Annotated in this window: 15 protein-coding genes; 4 read left to right on the forward strand and 11 right to left on the reverse strand. The window is 41.4% G+C overall.

The genetic code is table 11. From position 1 onward, the window contains the following. Nucleotides 1-58: 58 nt before the first annotated feature. The 6 genes from FLA_RS27400 to FLA_RS27425 form a co-directional block, all read right to left on the reverse strand. The gene (locus tag FLA_RS27400) at nucleotides 59-3850 is read right to left on the reverse strand and encodes a DEAD/DEAH box helicase (RefSeq protein ID WP_076376361.1); all 3792 of its coding nucleotides are present in this window, start codon (nucleotides 3848-3850) and stop codon (nucleotides 59-61) included. Nucleotides 3851-3964: 114 nt separating this feature from the next. Then, a complete protein-coding gene (locus FLA_RS27405) occupies nucleotides 3965-4693 on the reverse strand; it encodes a 2-phosphosulfolactate phosphatase (protein ID WP_076376363.1) in 729 nt (242 codons plus the stop codon). A gap of 52 nt (nucleotides 4694-4745) precedes the next feature. After that, nucleotides 4746-5105, reverse strand: a complete 360-nt coding sequence (locus FLA_RS27410; protein ID WP_144263974.1) for a hypothetical protein — start codon at nucleotides 5103-5105, stop codon at nucleotides 4746-4748. Between the two features lie 236 nt (nucleotides 5106-5341). After that, a complete protein-coding gene (gene gcvT / locus FLA_RS27415; RefSeq protein ID WP_076376367.1) occupies nucleotides 5342-6433 on the reverse strand; it encodes a glycine cleavage system aminomethyltransferase GcvT in 1092 nt (363 codons plus the stop codon). Between the two features lie 47 nt (nucleotides 6434-6480). Continuing rightward, complete coding sequence (locus tag FLA_RS27420) at nucleotides 6481-8670, reverse strand: PspC domain-containing protein (protein WP_076376369.1); 2190 nt, start codon at nucleotides 8668-8670, stop codon at nucleotides 6481-6483. 2 nt (nucleotides 8671-8672) lie between these two features. Continuing rightward, nucleotides 8673-9032 carry a PadR family transcriptional regulator gene (locus FLA_RS27425; protein ID WP_076376371.1) on the reverse strand — a complete coding sequence of 120 codons (360 nt, stop codon included), beginning with the start codon at nucleotides 9030-9032 and terminating at the stop codon, nucleotides 8673-8675. A 273-nt stretch (nucleotides 9033-9305) separates the two neighbouring features. On the opposite strand from FLA_RS27425, the gene FLA_RS27430 reads away from it, so the two are divergent. Together FLA_RS27430 and FLA_RS27435 are read left to right on the forward strand one after the other, a co-directional pair. After that, nucleotides 9306-9749 (forward strand): hypothetical protein, encoded by a 444-nt coding sequence (locus FLA_RS27430; protein WP_076376373.1) that lies wholly within the window; start codon nucleotides 9306-9308, stop codon nucleotides 9747-9749. Nucleotides 9750-9878: 129 nt separating this feature from the next. After that, nucleotides 9879-12089 carry an ATP-binding protein gene (locus FLA_RS27435; RefSeq protein ID WP_170022699.1) on the forward strand — a complete coding sequence of 737 codons (2211 nt, stop codon included), beginning with the start codon at nucleotides 9879-9881 and terminating at the stop codon, nucleotides 12087-12089. Here the strand turns inward: FLA_RS27435 and FLA_RS27440 are convergent. The 5 genes from FLA_RS27440 to FLA_RS27460 all read right to left on the reverse strand — a co-directional run bounded on the left by FLA_RS27440 (nucleotide 12086) and on the right by FLA_RS27460 (nucleotide 16872). Further along, complete coding sequence (locus FLA_RS27440) at nucleotides 12086-13240, reverse strand: methionine aminotransferase (RefSeq protein WP_231940340.1); 1155 nt, start codon at nucleotides 13238-13240, stop codon at nucleotides 12086-12088. The genes FLA_RS27435 and FLA_RS27440 overlap by 4 nt on opposite strands. Nucleotides 13241-13281: 41 nt before the next feature. Next, nucleotides 13282-13977, reverse strand: coding sequence for a monofunctional biosynthetic peptidoglycan transglycosylase (gene mtgA, locus FLA_RS27445; protein WP_076376379.1), 696 nt, complete (start codon nucleotides 13975-13977; stop codon nucleotides 13282-13284). A gap of 36 nt (nucleotides 13978-14013) precedes the next feature. After that, nucleotides 14014-14598 (reverse strand): hypothetical protein, encoded by a 585-nt coding sequence (locus tag FLA_RS27450; protein ID WP_076376381.1) that lies wholly within the window; start codon nucleotides 14596-14598, stop codon nucleotides 14014-14016. Between the two features lie 74 nt (nucleotides 14599-14672). Further along, nucleotides 14673-15335 carry a LysE family translocator gene (locus FLA_RS27455; RefSeq protein ID WP_076376383.1) on the reverse strand — a complete coding sequence of 221 codons (663 nt, stop codon included), beginning with the start codon at nucleotides 15333-15335 and terminating at the stop codon, nucleotides 14673-14675. Nucleotides 15336-15348: 13 nt separating this feature from the next. Further along, the gene (locus FLA_RS27460) at nucleotides 15349-16872 is read right to left on the reverse strand and encodes a GH3 family domain-containing protein (RefSeq protein ID WP_076376385.1); all 1524 of its coding nucleotides are present in this window, start codon (nucleotides 16870-16872) and stop codon (nucleotides 15349-15351) included. A 143-nt stretch (nucleotides 16873-17015) separates the two neighbouring features. On the opposite strand from FLA_RS27460, the gene FLA_RS27465 reads away from it, so the two are divergent. Together FLA_RS27465 and thiL are read left to right on the forward strand one after the other, a co-directional pair. After that, the gene (locus tag FLA_RS27465) at nucleotides 17016-17795 is read left to right on the forward strand and encodes an inositol monophosphatase family protein (RefSeq protein ID WP_076376387.1); all 780 of its coding nucleotides are present in this window, start codon (nucleotides 17016-17018) and stop codon (nucleotides 17793-17795) included. Between the two features lie 16 nt (nucleotides 17796-17811). After that, nucleotides 17812-18843, forward strand: coding sequence for a thiamine-phosphate kinase (thiL, locus tag FLA_RS27470; RefSeq protein WP_076376389.1), 1032 nt, complete (start codon nucleotides 17812-17814; stop codon nucleotides 18841-18843). Nucleotides 18844-18854 lie beyond the last annotated feature (11 nt).

An 18854-nucleotide genomic window follows, 5' to 3' on the forward strand; every position in this document is an offset into this window, starting at 1 on the left:
AAGCCTTTTACATCGGTGAAATTGCTACGTAAAGCAGCAAATGGACGGGAACATTTTATTAGCTGAACAGGTACTCAATATCATCCCTGGTAAGACTCTTCACAAATCCTGCATCGTCTGTGATCAAGTCTGCCGCCAGCGCTTTTTTCTTCTCCTGTAGCAATAATATTTTATCTTCTACGGTGTCTTTACAAATCATTCTATAAGCAAATATGTTTTTGGTTTGTCCGATCCGATGTGTCCTGTCAATAGCCTGTTGCTCCACGGCGGGGTTCCACCATGGATCTACAATATAAACATAATCGGCGGCAGTAAGGTTCAAACCGACACCACCTGCTTTTAAAGAAATTAAGAAAACACGACACGAATCTTCGGATTGGAAACGACGTATTGCTTTTTCACGATCCGGAGCAGAGGTGCTACCATCAAAATATTCATAGTCAATACCCAGCTCGGTTAGCTTGGCTCTTATAAGGGCTAACATGCCCAGGAACTGCGAAAATACCAGTGCTTTATGGTTGCTGATATTTTCTGATATTTCACGACCCAGCTCTTCCAGTTTCACAGAAGCATTGGGGAAAGTTTCATCTTCTTTAATAATCGCCGGGCTATCACAAATCTGGCGCAGCTTCATTAAGCCCTGCAGGATGGTCAATTGTGATCGTCCCACGCCTTGTGAATCTACTACACCCAGAATTTTATCGCGATAATCATTACGATACGCATCATAAATTTCGCGCTGTTCTTTACCCATTTCGCAAAACAGGATCATTTCGCTCTTAGCCGGTAAGTCTTTAGCGACCTGTTCTTTTGTTCTGCGTAATATGAAAGGGAACAGTAGGCGACGCAAGTGTTCCTTTTGTTCTTTTTCGCCAAACTTATCAATAGGAACAGAAAACTCCTGCTTGAAAAACTCCATTGAACCCAGCATACCAGGGTTAAGGAAGTTCATTTGGGCATAAATATCAAAGGTGTTGTTTTGTAAAGGCGTACCACTTAGGCACAAGCGATTTTTTGCATTTAATACACAGGCCGCTTTGGTTACCTTACTTGCCGGGTTTTTAATAGCCTGACTTTCATCCAACACCACATAATCAAATGCTATTTCAGAAAAATATTTAATATCACTGCGCAGGGTGCCATAGGTGGTAATAATTACATCAATAGATGCGTCCATTAAAGTTTCTGTATTACGCAGCCCTCCGTGGTGGATATAATATTTTAAGTTAGGCGTGAACTTTTTAATCTCGTTTTCCCAGTTATACATCAGGGTAGTGGGACATACCACCAAAGCCCTCATGTCGTCATTTTCTTTTTTCAGATGATGCAGAAATGACAGCGCCTGTATGGTTTTACCCAAACCCATATCATCTGCTAAAATACCACCCCACTGCACCTGGCTAAGGTAATTCAACCATTGGAAGCCAGATGTCTGGTAAGGTCTTAATATAGGCTGTAAATGCTCCGGAGCGTCTACTACCGGAATATTCTGAAACTCACGCAGTTTTTCGTACTTAGCTTCTAGCTGGAAAACCAACTCTTCCTCATCCCGCTGCTCGTATAATTCTTCAATAACGCTAAAGTGGTACTTGCTCAGCTTAATGTTGCTGCCGCTTTTCCCATCACCTACTCTAAACAACAGGGAGTATTTTTTAATCCACTCCTCTGGCAGAATGCCGAGTGTTCCATCCTGTAGCTGCACATACTGTTGTTTGTTGGCCAATGCTTTTTTCACATCGGCAACAGTCACCTGCTGATCTCCAAAATGAATATCCACTTTAGCGTCAAACCAATCGGTATGACTGCTGATGAATATTTTGGTAGAAGGTTTAGCGGTGTTAAAACGGAAGCTTTTCAGGGCCTCGAATCCAAACACCGGCAGATTCATTTCCTTTACAGCATCTACAAACAGGAAAAACCAGTTATTCTTCAATACCTCGGCTCCTTTTAAAGCCAGCAGGTTGCCTTCTTCGGGACGAATAAAGCCGGAGTGAAGGTTTTCTATCTGTTTAAAGAAATTTTCTTCTGCTTCTATATTACGATGTATCACCAATAGCTTATCAGCAACCGGTAATATCACTTTTTCTTTATCGCCCGCTTTTACCTCGTAACCTTTATAACTAAACACAGGTTGGAATAGTAAGTAATCGCCCCTTTCCCTTAATAACAGTTTTATTTCTGGTTTCAGGTCTTTTACTTCTTCTTTCTGAACGTTGCTAAAGGTAACCTGGTATTCCTTGGTAAGTGGCAGAACAAAATTCTGCAGCTCTTTTTCCCAGTTTTCCTCATCAATTACAATTACACCTGATGGCATAAATTTCTCTGCCAGCATTACATCTTCTGCCTTTTTCCATAGATACAAGGCATCATGTAACTTAAATAGCAGCGGAGTACTTAATTCATTTTCGCTGATGTTAAACCTGCCATCTGACACTTTTACAAAACAACTGATTTCAAATTTGCCATCCTTCTGATTTACCACAAATTCTGGTGTAATCAACTCTTCTGCACATATAACCGATTGAAGATTACTTGTTTGAAAAGCTTTCCCGGGGGGCAGCAGGTATGCAAAAGGAGCGCCGGCAATATCCGTTACCAGTTTTTTATAGCGAGGATGCAGGTATTCAACAATGAGATGACGGGTTTCTTCGGGCAAAGCATCATCATGCTGCTGCACTATGTTTTCCCAAATAGCACTAAAAGGAGAATTTCTGTTTAAATAACGACTTACCTCTCCCGGCAACAGCTTTCTTAATTGCTGTACCAGTGCTTTATCGCTTTCATCAAAAATCTCAGTATTAATAAACTTAGCGAGATCTAGTTTTTCTACTTTTCCAACGAAAGCATTCTGCTCCTCATTGGATTCGCCCTGTATAGCATCTACCTGTAGCCACGGATACTGGTGTTGATTGTTGCTAAACACAACCCCCACTTTGTAAGCTGGCCTTTTCTCTTCTTCTTCATTAGCATTTATCACTTCTTCCATTACCTCCTGCTGTGGCAGAACTGGAGCTACAACAGGTTTGGGTGCAGCCGAAGTAGCAGAAGGGTTTAATGCTACCCTTTTTATACTGGTATCCAGTAGCCTTAAAAAGGGCTTACCGTCTTTATAAGTAAACTCAAATTTGCCTTCTATGTCATCTGCCAATGAATAACCATATAAGGCTAATAACTTATCCTTTTCTTTATCCCAGTTGCGAATAGAATCAAAATAATTGGGGCCGTGGCTATTGAGAAGTTGAAGAAGCAGTATCGTTTTATGTACACAAAGTGGGTGGGAGGGATCTTCGCCGCAGTTGCAGCTGGTGTCAAAGTTTCGTTCTTCATTTTTCTGAATCAGTACTTTCTGCACCTTCTCATCGTATTCCACCTCGGCAAGTACCCTTTCGTCTTTGGCTTCCAGAATATTGGCTTTAGACGATCGTAAATAAGTCTCTGCCTGCGTGAATGAAGCGGGGGCCGACATTAACCTGATTAATTTCAGGTCTAACTGCTTCATTTTTACTACCGTATGGCGCTGGTCGTATACAATGTCCTTCTCTCCCAACATGTTTTTATCTACCAGCTCCTGCAATTGGAAAAGCGCAGCTGCTTCGTGGCGGCAAATTTCGCCCAGATTATAAGGGCAACCGCAACGAAGAGATAAGGTTTTGGGATCTTTGAACTTGGTAATGTGTACTTTATAATACGTTGAATAGGCATCGTCCTTTACCCGAAAGGTAACGGAGCCTAGCAAGTAATCGTATTCAACCAGTTCTACGTTGTTAACGGCGTGTATCTTCTTGCCACGGCGAATGACTTCGTCAGTTCCGTTATTGTATACATATTTGATCAGGTGCGGTAGTGCCATGCTTTATCAACTATGCCCCGTTCAGAAAAGGACAATTTGCAAAAGTAAAGGAATAAACCGCAGACCTGAGCCTTTTTTAAGTAAAAAAACCGGTAACTGAATGTTAAAACAACATTATTGAGGATTTACGAGTAACGCACCGTTAGTATATACCGGTAAAACGTTAGCTACATCAATACTTACACAGTAATCCAGGTCTTTCTCCATTCCATAAGCAGCCAGGCGGTGCCAATGGGTAGTTTTTCTGATAAAACTGGGCATATCGTTCTGATGCAAGGCATACATGTTTTCGGCCATTAAGCTGCTGTCGCAATGAATGGTAAAATGCTCTTTAATACGTTGAATTACAGCACCTGCAAACAAAGTGTCTTCAAGATTGAACTTATCTTTCCAGGCAGAACATCCCAGGATAACGTTTTTGCCAGAATGCACTAGGTGATCACAAACTGTAGAAAGGTTGGGAAAAGAGCCGGTAATTACCTCCGATGCACCTCTTTCCAGTGCCATATGTAATAATTTGGTACCGTTGGTGGTAGTAAGCACCAGGGTTTGTCCTTCAATAAAACTGCGTGGATATTCTGCCGGAGAATTGCCATGTTGCAGGCCTTCTACCACTTTGCCGTCTCTTTCGCCTGCAGTAATGCCTCCCGTAATTTTACCCAGCTCAATGCAACGTGGCACACTGTCAACCGGAATTACCTTGGCTGCGCCATTATATAAAGCGGTAGCAATTGTGGATGTAGCACGGAATACGTCAATAATCACTACTACACAATTCGAAATATCATACAGGTCTAATAACCTGGGAGATAACACTGTATTCAAAAACGGCTTGGAATTCATAAGGGCGCAAATATAGCGCCCTTATCTTATTTTATGCAAGCTTTAGCAGCTGTTATAACGTTCTTTTGATATATCTGATTTCCACAGGAGCCATCCCCGTTTGCGCCATGCCTAACGCTTCTGCAGCATTTTTATTGATACTCACCACTACCGAGCCTGTACCTGTCATTTTTCGCATTAAAATCTGTGTACGGGTTCTTTTTCCGTTTTGCAGGTTTGTAATACTCACATACGTTTTCTCACCGGAAACATTCTGCCAGTCAAAATCACTTATCATTTCACCCTGCGAACTCACTTTTTCCAGTTGAACACCAGGGCAATAGATAGCTTTTCCGGATTGAACACGGGCACTTTGGCAAGAAATTAAAAATAGGGGTAACATGGCTAAAAGGGCTACGGAGAATCGTTTCATAAAAACAGCAATTTTTTACGGTAAAATGGGATTTCAATTATTGTAAAAGAAATTATTATTCATTAAACTGTTCCTACCGGCCAGCTCAACTATTCTTATAACAATAGAAATGCATAAATAGTTCTATGAAATGCATACTAAATAAGAGAAAAAAATATATTATCCATTTTATTCACATCTTGGAATAAAGCAAAAAAGACCCGCAAGCGGGCCTTTTTTGTTACTATAAGTTGTTGTTATGCAAACGGAAATTTCACAATTTTCGCTTTTACAGGAGTGTTACGGATATCTATATAGATGTCAGACCCGATTGCGGAATGTGCCAGCTGCACATAGCCTAATCCAATCGCTTTATTCAAAGAAGGAGCCTGTGTTCCGCTGGTTACTTTACCAATTACATTACCAGCTTCGTCTTTTATAACATAGTCGTGACGGGGAATACCTCTGTCAACCATTTCAAATCCAATTAGTTTGCGCTGAATGCCTTCTGCTTTTTGCTTTTCCAGGATCTCTTTTGCTGTGAAAGAAGTTTCTTTAGTCAGCTTGGTAATCCATCCCAAACCACCTTCCAGCGGAGAAGTAGTATCGTCGATATCGTTACCATATAAGCAATAACCCATTTCCAGGCGCAGGGTATCTCTTGCACCTAAACCAATAGGTTTTAAACCCTGTGGAGCACCAATTTCAAATATGGCATCCCATATTTTATCAGCAGCGCCATTGGCATCTTCAAAATAAATTTCAATTCCACCCGCACCGGTATAACCCGTTGCGCTGATCAGTACATTGTCAACTCCTGCAAAAGTGCCTTTTGCAAAAGTGTAATATTTCAGATTTAAGATATCCTGGTTGGTAAGAGGTTGTAATATTTTGCTGGCGTTAGGACCTTGAATGGCCAATAAACAGGTTTTCTCACTGATGTTGTGCATTTCTACACCTGCTGTGTTAAACTGCTGAATCCAGTTCCAGTCTTTTTCAATGTTAGACGCGTTCACCACCAGCATATAAACGTTGTTTTCCTCTATGCAATACACAATCAGGTCATCCACAATGCCACCTGTAGTATTGGTAAGGCAGCTATACTGTGCTTTGCCGTTGGTTAGTTTAGATGCATCGTTTGTGGTAACTCTTTGAATCAGGTCTAATGCACCAGCGCCTTTTAACATAAATTCTCCCATATGGCTTACATCAAATACGCCTGCATTGTTACGTACAGTAGCATGCTCGTCGTTGATACCGCTATAACTGATGGGCATGTTGTAACCGGCAAATGCAGCCATTTTTGCGCCCAATGCAATGTGCTTTTGGGTAAAAGGAGTACTCTTCATGTAAAGATGTTTGTTTTGGGCGCAAAAATAGGAGAAGCGAATGACTGTTAGGGAATAAACTTCAACAACAGCATTCCAGAGGGAGCCGGACTTAAAGACTCTGGTTCTGATACACTTGCCTGCTCCTGGGAAACAGTGGTGTCTTTGGGTAACTTGCGTTCCAGTTCTTCTCTTTTTTTCTCCAGTTTCAGTCTTTCTTTTTCCAGTTCTTCCAACTGCTGACGAGTATCTTCTTTATCATGCTTTTTCTCGCGGGTAGATTTCAAACCGTCATTTTCTGTCATCACATACTCTACATTCTCCTGCCAGTTAAAGTCGTAATCCCAATTATCTTCCCAATCTACTGACCAATGACGACCTCTTTTGCTTTTATAACGCTTGCTCACATTTACACTCATGCTGTTATAATCGTTAATGCTTTCGTCCAATTCAATTTTCTTACCTACAGGTACTTCTACTACCACTATTACCTGCTGGGCATGAAACTTTTGCTGACTGGTTATTACAAATCCCCGTGGCAAAACCAATACAGAGTCCTGCACTTGCTTAGGAGTAAACATCAATTCTTCCGCTCGTTTTCTTGCTTCTGATGCAGTGCTGCCAAAACTTAATTTCACTGTTCTTGTATGAAATAAAGAGTCCCGGCTTTTTACAATACGCACCTGAACAGTTCTCATTAACAGGCTGTCTTCTGACAGTCCCACGAAAGGCGCTTCGTGTGTATCCCAATGAAAACCAAACCAAATGTCTTCGCCATAGTAGTTGGCATTTTCATCTTCCAACTTCACCAACAGCTTGCCTTTAGCAGGTTGTGTAAAAGTCACTTCATTTTCACCACCGTCAAATGAGCGGTAGCTTTTAGTAATGGCAGTTCCCAAACAAATAGCACAGATTAATCCAATAACCCATAAACCACCAAAAATATAGCCCAGGTAATGGTTTTTAGAACGCGCACCTACAATACGACGAATTAACCAGGTAAGCAAGGCCAAAACCGGAGTACCTAAAAAGAGTATAACGGTAGCCAAAGCCAATGTGTTTTGCCAGAAACCATCCAGGAAATAGGTTTTCAATGGTGCCAGGCTAACTCCACCTACAGCCATTGCTATCAATCCTAACAACAATGTAAAAGCAATAATACCGGCAATGATCAAAAAGAAAGCTTTAAAAGCAATTCCAATAGCATTACCTAAACGGTTCCCTGCTCTTACGCCTACGCCGGAAGCTTCTTTACCAAATTGCTTTCCCTGGGTTTGAAATGCCTGATTTACATCGTCACCCCATTGCTGAGCTTTGCTTTTAAAATCTTCACCCCATTTTTCAGCCTTTTGCTTAAAGTTGCCCAGGTCTTCCTGGATGGTGTTTTTAATAGAATTCAGGTCAACTTTTTCACCACGCATTTCCAGTTTTTCACTGGCAGAAGTTGCTTCAGGAATTACCATCCATAAAATGGCGTATATCAGGAAGAAGGTACTTCCAAAAGAACTGAAAACGATAGAAGTGGGGAATGAAAAGTAATCGCCAAATATGTTACGCCAGATAGAGGTTAATACAGCTATTACCAAAGGAAATGCAAATACCATCCTGGGTATCCATACGGCTACATCAAAATAGGCAGCAACGCCACTTGCCACACCGGCAATTACCTTGTCTTCAGGATTGCGGTATAAACGTTTGCTGATAGCTGCCCGGTCCAGCTTTTTTACGGGCAGCACTATCCATAATAATATATACAGTAAAAAGCCTGAGCCAAATCCACCAATGGTTACTACAGCGAATAACATACGCACTATAGCAGGGTCAATTCTAAAGTAGCTGGCCACACCGGCACATACACCACCCAAAATTTTATCTTCCCCATCCCTGTATAAACGTCCGCGTGGTTCTGAAGCTTTGGCCTGGGCGCCAGCAGCACCAGCGCTACTGCCTGCTTTTGCTTCTTCACCCTGTAACTGTTCTTTTACTTTTGTTTCATCATCGTCAAAGTCTTCTGGGCGTCCAATGCTACTGATAACAAGGTTTACTTCCTCATCTGTAATGCATTGCGCTCCTTTTTTCAGCGATTCGTTAAACAGTTCTGCTATACGGCCTTCTATATCGTTGATAATTTCATCGCATCCTTCTTCTTTCGCAAAGAAAACGCGAAGACTTTCTATGTACTGCTTTAATATATCGTAGGCAGATTCTTCTATCGGAATTACCCTGCCTTGAAAATTTATGTTGATAATCTTTCTCATGATTATATAGTTTGTTGGTTATCGTTAGTTGGATCTAAAGGTTGTGTAAGTGCATGTACGGCATCGGCCAGCTCTTTCCATGTTTTCTCAAGCTCTGCATAAAAATCGAGGCCGGTTTCTGTCATCAGAAAATATTTACGTGGTGGACCTGAAACACTTTCTACCCAGCGGTAGGTTAAAAATCCAGCGTTTTTTAAACGTGTTAACAGTGGGTATAAAGTGCCTTCCAGGATGTTAAGGTTGGCAGCTTTCATTTTTTCAACAATATCACTGGGGTAAACTTCACCCTGGCGAATTATGGAAAGAATGCAAAACTCCAATACCCCTTTCCGCATCTGGCTTTGTGTATTTTGTATATCCATAACAGGGAGTTTGTTTGTTTTACCATACAAAGATGGGGTATTTTTAAGTACTATGCAACACATAGTACCAGTTTTATTCAGGTTACTGTTTTAAGAAAATAGCCATAAATGGATTAAGTAGCTATTTTTCAACCATTTACACCTTATATCAATTTTTCGCACACCACCCTGAACAGGATGAACGGTAAAAAGATGTGATATGTGGCTGTCTTTTGATTTTATTTATTCTAATTTGTAATAACATATTTTAAATACAGCAAAACGCCTTATTACATGAAAACTTCACTGCTTACCAAAAGCACTCTTTCCTTGCTGCTTATGCTAATCGTTACTGTTTCTTTTGGTCAGAAAGCCGGGTGTTCCACTTTATTAACCGGTAATAGCATCATGCATCCGGACGTTCATGATGTCAATTTCTATTTCGGTTTGATGGAGCTTCCATTCCTGTTTATTTGCGTAGTATTTGCTTTTATGACAGCCAATGCCCTCAAAGGTGGTAAGTTTGGTAAGGGCATGAAACTAATGGCATGGGGCTTCTTAGTAATGGCAATTGGTCATTTACACATGCAGGTAGATCATTTTTACAATTTTAACCTGTTTCGTTACCTCTTTGGTAGCACAGGCGGAGCATTAGGCTGGTTTCTTGCATTGGTAATTACCTGGATGCTTAGCTTAGTAGGCTATCGTTCTATGTACAAAGCAGGTAAAGGAGAATAAACAGCAGTGAAACGGATTTTCCACATAGGTTCTCTAACATTCAGTAAGTTATTTAACAGGTCTAAATCCACTGTGCCGGAAGGTAGTGGGTTTGAATTGTTATTTGATTTTCTGATAAAGGAGATCTCTGTGCCTAAACAAACCGAAAGGCTTATTGCCGTGGGAAGAAAGGTAAAGGGAAAACCTGCCGACGAACTTATCCGCAACTACATTTCCTTTGAACACTATTTAACCAATCTTGACCCTGAACAAAAATACACCCGGGAAAAGCTAAGAGCAGCTGTTAAACAACGATTCCCCGCCCTGGTAAATGACCATTTTTTTTCTCTTCTGTTTGATACAGAACCTGTTCAAAAACTAAAGCTGGTTGCCATATTCATTGATTTCTGTTTGCAGGAAGCCTCAGCCATATTTGGTAATGCCGGTAGCGGACTTTTTGATCAGGTTAGTAAACAATTACAGATTGCACAACAACATACAGATAGCGAAGCTTCGTTACAGCAAATGCAGCTGCTGATTGATAAAATGTTTGCCTACATCAATATCAATTTCGGCCCCCCACTGGCAGAAAGAGTTTTCGATAACACTTACCAGAAAACAGCACGGTATTATAAAGACGCCGGCATTATTCATTACCTCGCAGCCTTCCTACCACAAAGCATTGTGTTGTCTTCTTTACTAAGCGACCTCACACAAGCGCAAACGCAAAAAGTGATTCGTGAAAAAATGGAAGAAACACAGCGGTTAAATCATGTGCTGGAACAACGGTTGAAACAGCTACAACAAACAAGGGATGAAGTAAAGCGGCAGGACAGCATGCTAAGCGGCATCATTTCTTCTTCACTCGACGCCATGATTACGGTGAATGAAGAAGGTATGATTATTAACTGGAACCGTGCTGCCGAAGAAATTTTTGGCTACAGCTATGAAGAAGCTAAAGGCCAGTATTTGTCAGATCTTATTATTCCGGAAGAATTTATACAACAGCATAAAGAGGGGTTTAACCGTTTCCTGAGAAACAGGCAAAGCACTATACTTGATAAGCGCATGCGATTGCAGGCCAGGAGAAAAAACAACAACCTGTTTCCTGTAGAACTTACCATTACTACCATTGAACACAATAACTTCTGCTACTTCAATGGCTTCTTACGCGACATAAGTAAAGAAGTGGAAAAGGAAAATGAACTGAAACAGGCACGTGAAGTAGCCGAGCAGGCATCGAGGATTAAAACGGAATTTTTAAATACCGTAAGCCATGAAATAAGAACACCATTGAATGCCATTATGGGCTTCACTTATCAGCTGTTGAACGGAAAAGTGAAAAGTGAAGAAGAGCGAACCAAGTACATTACCTATTTACGACAAAGCAGTGAAACATTACTGCACCTGATAAACGATGTGCTTGATTTTAATACACTCGAAAATGGCGGCCAGCAATTAAATAACGAAACCTTTCACTTAAGGGAGCTACTAAATAGTATTTCCATTGGGTTTGCTCCACTGGCTCTGCAAAAGAACATTGCACTGCTATTACAATACGATGAAAACATTCCCGACGTTATTCATGGAGACGGCGCCCGGTTATTCGCTGTATTAAGCAACCTGGTAAACAACGCTATTAAGTTTACACTCAAAGGCAGCATAGAAATAAAAGCAGTGCTGGTTGAGTCAAATACCGATGTACTGATAGTAGACTTTATGGTCGTTGATACAGGCATCGGCATTGCCAATGAAAAGCAGGAAAAAATATTTGAATACTTTATACAAGGTGAAAGTGATAATACCCGAAGATTTGGCGGTGCAGGCCTTGGGCTTTCTATTGTACGTAAAACCGTACAGCTGATGCAAGGTTCTATAGTGCTTGATAGTGAGCCTGGCAAAGGATCTACTTTCACCATCCGCATCCCATTGCAACATGCTAAGGAGCTGTTGGCTGTCACAGAATTTCCTGCCAGCGACAATGCCATATTCAAAGGCCGGAAAATACTGATAGCAGAAGACAACGAGTTTAATATTATAGTAGTTCAAAATTTACTCGAAGACTGGGGAGCCACTGTGGATGTTGCCTATAACGGACAGGAAGCATTGGAACGATGCCTGAATAATGATTACCATTTGGTATTGATGGACCTGCAAATGCCTGAAATGGATGGTTTAACCAGCAGTGCTGAAATCCGAAAATTCAATACCAGAATTCCTATCATCGCACTTACTGCTTCTTCGCTGGAAGAAATTGCTGAACATGTTAACACCAGCAATCTCAACGATTATGTACGCAAGCCCATTGACCCTAACGAACTGTATTATAAACTGTGCCGGTATCTTCCTAAAACCGTTTAACCCAGTTTAAAATTACTCAGGCGCTTGGCAGCACTTTCCAGTGTAGTAGCCTTTTTGGCAAAGCATAAACGAAGCACTTTATTATCTTCTGCATTGCTGTAAAAAGCAGATACCGGAATAGTAGCAACGCCTGCTTCTTTTACCAGCCTTTCCGCAAAAAGTCTGTCATTTTCATCTGTCAGGTGTGCATAGCTAAAACATTGAAAATAGCTTCCATAAGAAGGCAAGGCTTTAAAGGGCGTTTGCATCATCAGCTGTTGAAAATAATCGCGCTTGTGTTGTAAAAACTGGCCCAGTGATAAATACGCTTCTTCGTATTGTAAAAACTCGGCTAATGCAACCTGCACCGGGGTATTTGCAGAAAAACAATTAAACTGATGCACTTTTCTAAACTCTGCAGTTATATCAGCCGGCGCTACGCAATAACCCATCTTCCAACCAGTACAGTGGTAAGTTTTGCCAAAAGAAAAACAAACAAAACTTCTTTCCAGTAAACGGGGGAAACGCAGAATGCTTTGGTGTGGTATATTATCAAAAATCAGGTGTTCATACACCTCATCACTTACAATGATAATGTTGGTGTCTTCTACAACACTCTGTAGCTGCACCATATCTTCTTCACTTAACACACTTCCCGTTGGGTTATGAGGAGTGTTAATCATAATCATTCTTGTACGGGACGTTATTTTATTACGCACTTCTTCCCATGGTACAGCATACTCCGGGTATTTAAGCGAAATGAACACCGGCTTGGCTCCATTGAGTTCTATGGCCGGCACATAACTATCGTAGGCTGGCTCAAAAACAATAACCTCATCACCAGGTACAAGCACTGTTGTTAAGGCTGTATATAATGCATAGGTACCGCCGGGGGTAACAGTTATTTCCGAGTCTGCACTAACAGAGGTATTATATAGTTTTTGGATTTTTTCGGCAATTTTTTCCCTCAAAGGCAAATAACCATGCATGTGTGCATATTGGTTATAACCATTTTTCATAGCCTTATTTACCAGGTCTGTTAACTGGCCATCCATGGGAAAATCAGGAAAGCCCTGGCCAAGATTTACTGCGTTGTGCTCAACGGCCAGCTGACTCATAACAGTAAATATGGTGGTACCCACCTGTGGTAGTTTGGTAATAATTCTGCTCACAGCAATCCTTTTGGTCAAATATAAAACAAACCGTACAATCGTTAGTACATGAGTGCCTGTACATCAGGGTCATCCTGGATATTGTTCATCTGGCGTAAAATCAATTTCGATTTCCAGCCCACCCAACGGCTAACAGGTTTCACTGTATATATCTTGGGGTTCGGCAAACAGGCTATTATCATTGCTGCTTCTGTTCTGCTGAGGTTTTTAGCTGGTTTACCAAAGTATTTCTGCGCTGCGGCTTCAATGCCAAAAATGCCAGGGCCCATTTCAATCACGTTCAGATAAACTTCTAAAATCCGCTTTTTGCCCCAGGTCCATTCAATCATTTTGGTAAAGTAAAATTCCGGCACTTTGCGTATATAGCGTAAGGCACCGTTGCCCTGCCATAAAAACACGTTTTTAGCAGTTTGCTGGCTAATGGTACTTGCCCCACCACCTCTTACTTTTTTCTTCTTTTTAGGATTGGCGTTCAGGCTTTTTTCCAACGCCTTCCAGTCAAAACCACCATGGTCAGGAAACAGCTGGTCTTCACTGGCCATAGCTGCCAGTTTAACGTTGGGCGAAATTTCATCCCAGCTAACATAATCACGTTTTAAACCATAGCCGCCAAATACAGCGCCCGTTTGTGTAAGTGTGATAGGAGGAAAAACCCATTTACATATTACTGTGTATAGTAATGAAGTAATAAAAAGGATAAGAGTTATACGTAAAACCCAACGGAAGAATTTAGCCATGCCGACAAAGATATAGGAATCAAATATGCCTTTTTTCTAACTGGCATGAACATATTGTAAGCGGTATTTTTTTCCTATCCGTATTTCGGGTTTATACAACCAGTGCATAAGGGTACCCAGTAAAAAAATACCGGAAGCTATGCCCAGTTTGGGAGCGTTTTTGCTACCGAACAATGGGTCGGCATTTTTTCCAAAACCATTTACCACGTTTACAACAATATAAGCACCACTGCCTACCTGAAATAAGGTCCCGTTTTTAACAAAGGCCCAGTTTTCTTTCAAACGGGGCGTAGCGGTAATGTCGTTGATATGTATTTTATAGGAATCGTAGGAGATAGTATCTATTACTGTTCCAAAACCTCTTTGCACCAGGTCTATGCGCTGATCGCGTATCCAGATAGAGTCGTGGGCTATTTTAGTAATGGTTCCCCCTACCCATTGGTCACCATCGAACCAGAATTGTGCATAGGTTCCTCTGAAATAATTTTTCACCGTCCTGTTTTTCTTTTTCAGTTGAAAAAAGTCAGACGGAACAGGCTGCGTGGTTTGTGCGGTTAGTATGGAGCTTCTGGTTAGGGACAGAAACAGGCAAAAAATAGCGGTAAGAATGTTCTTAAGCATACCTTAAAACTACGCGGGTTTGTGTGAATACGGCGTTAAATCAATTACCACAAACAGATACTGTATTCCTGAATTTAGTGGCCCATTACGCTGTTGTGGCTTAAGATGCCCCAAATAAGCGCTACGCCAAAACCCATTAATATTAAACCGGAAATACGGTTGATGATATGAATGTTATGTGCAGTAAGCTTAGAGCGTATTTTTCCCGCCAGTAACACTTTAGCCAGGTCAGATAAAAACACAAATATTAAACAGGTGGCAAAAATGATGATACGGTATTGAATGGGATGAGCTTCTGTTTTAGAATCCGCCAGTATGGTAGCAGAAGCAGCAAACCAGAATAAAAGGGCTCCCGGGTTAAGGCTGTTCATAAAAAATCCGGAAAAGAAAATAGCCGCGAGGTCACGCTTTCGAAAAACCTTGCTTTTTACATGTTCTTCGCTGGCAATCACCACCTTTTTAAAAAAGCAGTTATATATGCCCAATACAATTAAAAAGACACTGCCGGCAATGCCGATAGTTCTTTCATGTGCAATGGCCGATTGAAATATAGTGGTAAATAAGTTACATATTACTACCAAAGTAATATCGCTGGCGCTAACACCTGCAATAAAAAAGTATCCGCCCTTGTGGCCGTTATTTATACTTTGCTTGATGATAGTAAATATAACCGGCCCAACAGAAATACTCAACATCAACCCCAAGGCAAGCCCTTTAACCAGTGCTGCAAAAGCCATAGTACCTAAAATATTACTGTGGATTTAAAAATTTCTTCCAGTCTTCCACCATTTTGCCTTTCAGCACACGTGGAAACTTATGCTGCCCCCCTACTTTTCCTTTCACACGCATGAATTCCATAAAGGCTTCTTCCGGCAAAACATCCAGGAAAACTTCCTTTAAAGCGCTTTTACGTTCTACTGCATAATCGTCGTTCAACAATTTCAGCTTCTCATCAATCTTAGTACACAGCAATGCTTTGTCAACCTTGTCATCACATGCCACATACCAGCGGTGACAAAAAGAGGTACCACCGTAGGCTTCGCCGATAACAGTGTATTCCGGAATACTCACATTCAGTTCTTCACCCACCATTTGAACCGCCTTGTTCATATTATCTACACTCAGGTGTTCACCAACCAGGCTTAAGAAATGTTTGGTACGTCCCGTAATCACTATCTCGCAACGCTTTTTATCTACAAACTTAATGGTATCCCCGATTAAATAACGCCATGCACCCGCGCTGGTGCTTAATAAAATCGCGTAATCTTTTCCTTCTTCCACGTCTTCGATAGTTAATGCCTGCGGCTGGCTGATCATGTCGCCGTTGGCGTCGAAGTTGATATGGTCGAAAGGAACAAATTCAAAGAAAATATGCTCGTTGGTAACCAGTCGCATGCCTTTGGCGTGCTGTCTGTCCTGATAGGCAATAAAGCCTTCACTGGCCAGATAGGTTTCAATATAAGTAAGCGGCTTTCCTAATAATTTTTCAAACCCCTTTTTATAAGGCTCAAAACTTACCCCTCCATGCACAAAAAACGCCAGGTTAGGCCATATATCATGTATGTTCTTCACCTTATAACGTTCAATGATCATTTCCATGCACATCTGAATCCAGGCCGGAACACCTACTATAAACCCAATATCCCAGTCTTTCGCCTTCTCTACAATTTCTTCCAGTTTTTTATTCCAGTCTTTTTCGCGGGCTATTTTTTTGCCGGGCTTATAAAAACGCTGGAACCAGAAAGGCACTTTTTTGGCGGTAATACCGCTAAGGTCACCTGCATAATAGCCCGCATTTTTTTGTAAATCGGTGCTACCACCCAGCATTAACCAGCCTTTTCCTATGGATTTTACCGGAATATCTACATAATTACGCAAGGTGAGCATTTGCTTGATCATCACAATGCGGTTACCCCTGAGCAAATCATTGGTAATAGGTATGTATTTACTGGCCGATTCACTCGTACCAGAACTTAACGCGTAGTATTTGATTTTTTTAGGCCAGCACACATCCTGCTGCCCTTCGAGGGTAAGATGCCACCATTCCTCGTAAATTCTGTTGTAATTGTAAGTAGGTACCAATTGCTGAAACTCTTTACATGGACTTTTGGCCATGAGAATTTCATCGAAACGGTATTTCTGACCAAATTTAGTAAACCGGGCTTTGCGCAACAGTTTTCTCAATACACGATCCTGCTGCCGACGGGCACTATTCTGCGGCAATCGTAACGCTTTTGCAATACCTGGTGGAAGTTGGATATCAAAAATTGCCATTCAAGCAACAAGGTTTATTTATTAAAGGCGCGAATCTACATGATTTGTATTATTAAAGCTACTGATTCGTTTTAACTTATATATCAACCGCAGATATAAAACTTAACTTTTTCTCGAACCTGAGCACAATATTATCTTTGCGCATGCTTAAACAGACTCTATTAAAAGCCACCGAGGCGGCGGCGGCAGTTTTAAAAGAAAATTTCGACCGTCCGTTCAAAATCAGCAACAAAGAAGGGTTGAATAACCTGGTAACAGAAATTGATCATAAAAGCGAAGCTCTGATCATTGATATTATCCGTGCTGAATTCCCGGACCATTATATATTAACCGAAGAGTCAGGCGAGTTGCCACAAAATTCTGAATATAAATGGATTATAGATCCAATTGATGGCACCATCAATTACGCCAACGGTATTCCGCTGTGCTGTGTAAGCATTGGACTGGAAAAAGATGGCGAAATGCTGTATGGAGCAGTGTACAATCCTTTTATCAACGAATTATTTTTTGCCCAAAGAGGTTTTGGAGCCACTTTAAACGACCATAAAATTCACGTTACTGATAAAAGTGACCTGAAAACCAGCTGTCTGGCCACCGGTTTTCCCTACACTTACCTGGATGCCCCGAACGGTCCGCTGGATATTTTCCCGAAACTGATCCGGAAAGGTATACCCGTAAGAAGACTGGGAAGCGCCGCTATTGATCTTTGCTGGGTAGCCGCCGGACGTTTTGATGGTTTTTACGAGCATAAACTGCAGGCATGGGACAGTGCTGCCGGATTTTTAATTGTAGAAGAGGCTGGCGGAAAGGTTACTGATTATAAAGGTGACCATTACAGCCCTTACCAACCTCATATTATTGCTACCAACGGAAAAATTCACGACCAGCTGTTACATGTGGTAAATGGCGGTGAAGTATTATAATGTGTAAATTGTAGTCATGGAAAACAGAACAGAAATAGGTTCTTTGGGTGAATTTGGACTGATAGAGCATCTGACCAAAAATTTTGAAACGCACCAGGTTTCTACCGTGGTGAGTGTAGGTGATGATGCCGCCGTAATAGATCATTTTGGTAAGCAAACTGTTGTAACTACCGATTTATTAATAGAAGGTGTACATTTTGATTTGATGTACACCCCTTTAAAGCACCTGGGTTATAAAAGTGTGGTGGTAAACCTGAGCGATGTATACGCCATGAATGCTATTCCTACACAAATAACCATGAGCATAGGCATTAGTAACCGGTTTAGTGTGGAAGCGCTGGACGAATTTTATGAAGGAGTGTATGCTGCCTGCGAAAAATACCAGGTAGACCTGATTGGCGGAGACACTTCGGCTTCGCAAAAAGGTTTTATCATTTCGGTTACCGCTATTGGCGAAGTAACACCCGGAAAATTTGTAAAACGCAGTACCGCACAGAAAGGCGACCTGATTTGTTTAACCGGTACCGTGGGTGGTGCATTCCTGGGATTGACTTTATTAGAAAGAGAAAAGAAAATATACCTGGAAAACCCGCAGGTACAGCCCGACCTGGAAAACGAAAGTTATATAGTAGGCAAGTTGCTAAAGCCGGAAGCCCGCAAGGATATTATTGAGTTTTTTGAGAAAAACGATATTGTACCTACTTCTATGATGGACGTTAGCGACGGGGTTAGCAGTGAAGTGCTGCACCTGTGCCGCCAAAGTAGCCTGGGTTGCCGTATTTACGAAGAAAAATTGCCTATGGCGGAAGAAGCACGCGCTGCTGCTTTCAAATTTGGGCTTGATCCTACCACCTGCGCTTTAAGCGGTGGCGAAGATTATGAGCTGATTTTTACCATGAAGCAGGAAGATTACGATAAGATTACTTTACAGGAAGAAATTGCAGTGATTGGTTACATGACCGACCTGGAAGAAGGTAAAAAAATTCTTACCAAGGGCGGAAACACTTTTGATATTACAGCCCAGGGCTGGAATGCATTTCAAAAATAAAAAGTAACCTG

Origin of the sequence: Filimonas lacunae, from assembly GCF_002355595.1 — a bacterium.
Classification (GTDB): Bacteria; Bacteroidota; Bacteroidia; order Chitinophagales; family Chitinophagaceae; genus Filimonas; species Filimonas lacunae.